At 51.7% G+C, this 4,274-nt stretch carries 2 protein-coding genes; both read left to right on the top strand.

The features are described 5' to 3' along the window. Positions 1–281 precede the first annotated feature (281 nt). Positions 282–1,367: a recombinase RecA gene (recA, locus tag A918_RS0115385; RefSeq protein ID WP_028233868.1), complete on the top strand. Its 1,086-nt coding sequence runs from the start codon at positions 282–284 to the stop codon at positions 1,365–1,367. A 297-nt stretch (positions 1,368–1,664) separates the two neighbouring features. Further along, positions 1,665–4,274: alanine--tRNA ligase (alaS, locus tag A918_RS0115380; protein ID WP_022711916.1), on the top strand; the 2,610-nt coding region annotated here is incomplete at its 3' end.

Below are 4,274 nucleotides of genomic sequence, written 5' to 3'. Positions count from 1 at the left end.
GGGGGCGGTTTTTTATTGCCTGCCGGAAGGGGGCTAAGTCTGTGCCGCTACGACAATATGATCGAATCGACGTTTGGCTAAATTCGTTCCCGTCTTGTTTTAATTTTGGAAATCTTTTTTAGCGTTGCATTATTTATAAATTAGAACATCAGAAGAACAAAATGTTATATTGATTTAAAATCAATGACTTAATCCTATTGCAGATTGAGAACAAATAGGATACATATTATCCATAAAGTTTCATTCTGCGGACTTCAAGTGACGCAAAGGGATAGTGTAAAATGTCTCAGAATTCATTACGACTTGTTGAGGATAAATCAGTGGACAAATCAAAGGCTCTGGACGCGGCACTGTCACAGATTGAGCGCTCATTCGGTAAGGGCTCGATCATGCGCCTTGGCCAGAATGACAAGGTAGTGGAAATTGAAACTGTCCCGACCGGTTCGCTGTCTCTGGATATTGCGCTGGGCGTCGGTGGTTTGCCGAAAGGGCGTATTGTTGAAATTTACGGGCCTGAAAGCTCGGGTAAAACAACAATGGCGCTGCATACAATTGCTGAGGCGCAGAAAAAAGGCGGCATCTGTGCCTTCGTGGATGCGGAACATGCGCTTGATCCGGTCTATGCCCGCAAGCTCGGCGTTGACCTTGAAAACCTGCTGATCTCACAGCCGGATACCGGTGAGCAGGCACTGGAAATCACGGATACGCTGGTGCGTTCCGGTGCGATTGACGTGCTGGTTGTCGACTCCGTTGCGGCTCTGACACCGCGTGCGGAAATTGAAGGTGAGATGGGCGATTCCCTGCCGGGTCTTCAGGCACGTCTGATGAGTCAGGCTCTGCGTAAGCTGACCGCTTCGATTTCCAAGTCCAATACGATGGTTATCTTCATCAACCAGATCCGTATGAAGATCGGTGTGATGTTCGGTTCGCCTGAAACCACGACCGGTGGTAATGCGCTGAAGTTCTATGCTTCGGTTCGTCTGGATATCCGCCGCATCGGTTCGATCAAAGAGCGCGATGAAATCGTAGGTAATCAGACCCGCGTTAAGGTTGTTAAAAACAAGCTGGCTCCTCCGTTCAAGCAGGTTGAGTTCGACATCATGTATGGTGCCGGTGTTTCCAAGACCGGTGAGTTGATCGATCTTGGGGTAAAGGCCGGTATTGTTGAGAAATCCGGTTCATGGTTCTCCTATAATTCGCAGCGCCTTGGTCAGGGGCGCGATAATGCGAAAAACTTCCTGAAGGAAAATCCGGAAGTGGCTAATGAGATCGAACTGACTTTGCGTCAGAATGCCGGTCTGATTGCCGAGCAGATGCTCGACAATGGCGGCGGTGAAGATGATGCGCCGGATGCCGCTGAAGCGTAATTTATTGCGCTCAGATCATTGATAAGATCGCAATACCCCGCATTACATGCCGTGATGCGGGGTATTTTGTTGCTGCGGCACTTCAATGCATGCAGATATATGGGCGGATATCTGGACACTGCATGATCATCTGTTTAAAAGCAGGCAGTAACAATAACGGATATGGTTACATGCTGAAGGCGATCGGGTAATTATCTGGCCGGATCAAGCTGTTGCGCAAACCGGATCCCATACTTATTTGAGATATGACAGGCCGTGTTACTACGGTTTAAATCGGGCAGAACCCAAAGGTGAATAATGAGCGGCGTTAACGAGATCAGGTCAACATTCCTCGATTATTTTCGTAAGAATGGCCATGAAGCGGTGGCGTCGAGCCCGCTTGTGCCACGCAATGACCCGACTTTGATGTTCACCAATGCCGGTATGGTTCAGTTCAAGAACGTCTTTACCGGTCTTGAGACACGTCCTTACAGCCGTGCTGCAACTGCGCAGAAATGCGTGCGCGCCGGTGGTAAACATAATGATCTGGATAATGTCGGCTATACTGCACGCCACCACACATTCTTTGAAATGCTGGGGAATTTCTCCTTCGGCGATTATTTCAAAGAAGAGGCAATTACCTTTGCATGGAATTTGCTCACCAAAGAATTTGGTCTGAACAAAGATAAACTGCTTGTTACCGTTTATCATACGGATGACGATGCTGCGAATTACTGGAAGAAGATTGCCGGTCTGTCGGATGACCGTATCATCCGTATCGCTACCAATGATAATTTCTGGTCGATGGGTGATACCGGCCCTTGCGGCCCTTGCTCGGAAATCTTCTTCGATCATGGCGACCATATCTGGGGTGGCCCTCCGGGATCAGCTGATGAAGACGGTGACCGTTTCATCGAGATCTGGAATCTCGTTTTCATGCAGTTCGAGCAGATTACAAAAGAAGAGCGCATTGACCTGCCGCGTCCGTCGATCGACACAGGTATGGGGCTGGAGCGTGTTGCTGCTGTCTTGCAGGGCGTGCACGACAATTATGATATTGATCTGTTCAAAGCACTGATCCGTGCTTCGGAAGAAGCAACCGGCGTGAAAGCTGAAGGCGGACAGCGTGCCAGCCATCGCGTGATCGCGGATCATCTGCGTTCTGCCAGCTTCCTGATTGCCGATGGTGTTCTGCCGTCCAATGAAGGTCGCGGTTATGTGCTGCGTCGTATTATGCGTCGCGCCATGCGTCATGCACAGCTGCTTGGTGCGCGCGATCCGCTGATGTACCGTTTGCTGCCGACACTGGTTCGCGAAATGGGACAGGCTTATCCGGAGCTGGTGCGTGCAGAAGCTCTGATTTCTGAAACGCTGAAGCTTGAAGAAACCCGTTTCCGTAAAACACTGGAACGCGGCCTTGGTCTCTTAAGCGATGCAACAGAGAATATGAGCGAAGGTCAGAGCCTTGATGGTGAGACTGCGTTCAAACTCTATGACACCTATGGTTTCCCGCTTGACCTGACGCAGGATGCACTGCGCCAGCGCGGCATTACTGTTGATACCGATGGTTTCAGCGCTGCGATGGAACGCCAGAAGGCTGAAGCCCGTGCCAATTGGTCAGGCTCCGGTGATGCGGCAACGGAAAAAGTCTGGTACTCTGTACGCGATAAAGTCGGCGCGACCGAGTTCCTCGGTTACGATACCGAAAAGGCTGAGGGCGTTGTAACCGCTCTGGTTCGTGATGGTCAGATCATCGATAAAGCTGCACAGGGTGAAACTGTCAGCATTATCGTCAACCAGACACCATTCTATGCGGAATCCGGTGGTCAGCAGGGTGATGCCGGTTTCATCTATGGCGATGGTTTTGTCATTGAAGTGACCGATACAGTGAAAAAAGCTGACGGCGTTTTTGTCCATCAGGCAACAATCCGTGAGGGTAAGCTCGCAACCGGTGATGCCGTTGAGCTGGTGGTTGAACATGACCGCCGCAGCCGCATGCGCTCCAATCACTCGGCAACCCATCTGCTGCACGAAGCTCTGCGCGAAACGCTTGGCGATCACGTGGCGCAGAAGGGCTCTCTCGTTGCTCCTGAACGCCTGCGTTTTGACTTCTCGCATCCGAAGCCGATCAGCGAAGAAGAGCTGCGCAAGGTTGAGAGCATTGCCAATGAGATCATTCTGCAGAACTCACCGGTAACGACACGTCTTATGGCCGTGGATGATGCAATCGAAGCCGGTGCGATGGCACTGTTCGGTGAGAAATACGGCGATGAAGTCCGCGTGGTTTCCATGGGTACTGCGACACAGGGCGAAAAAGCCGGTAAAACCTATTCTCTGGAACTGTGCGGTGGTACGCATGTCCGCCAGACCGGTGATATTGGTCTGGTACGCATCGTATCGGAAGGCGCGGTTGCAGCCGGTGTTCGCCGTATGGAAGCGTTGACCGGTGAGGCCGCACGTCTTTATCTGGAAGAACAGGATGACCGTGTTAAAGCGATTGCATCTGCTCTGAAGACCACGCCGTCGGAAGCTCTGGATCGCGTGAACAGTCTGATTGATGAACGCCGCAAGCTGGAAAAAGAGCTGACGGAAGCCCGTAAGAAACTGGCTCTCAGCGGCGGCTCTTCCAAATCGGACAATGAAGCGAAGACCATTAATGGTGTTCAGTTCATGGGACGCAGTGTGACCGGCGTTGCACCGAAAGACCTGAAGCCATTGGCGGATGAAGGTAAAAAAGCACTCGGCTCCGGCATTGTTGCTTTCATCGGTGTAAGCGAAGACGGTAAGGCCAGTGCAGTTGTTGCTGTAACGGATGATCTGACATCCCGCTTTAGTGCCGTTGATCTGGTGCGTGTTGCGTCGGCAGCGCTTGGCGGTCAGGGCGGCGGCGGCCGTGCAGATATGGCGCAGGCTGGTGGTCCTGATGGC

This window comes from Pseudochrobactrum sp. AO18b (genome assembly GCF_000409565.1).
GTDB classification, from domain to species: domain Bacteria; phylum Pseudomonadota; class Alphaproteobacteria; order Rhizobiales; family Rhizobiaceae; genus Pseudochrobactrum; species Pseudochrobactrum saccharolyticum.
The sequence above is the reverse complement of the archived record's forward strand: the minus strand, read 5'-3'. Positions and strand labels throughout refer to the sequence as shown.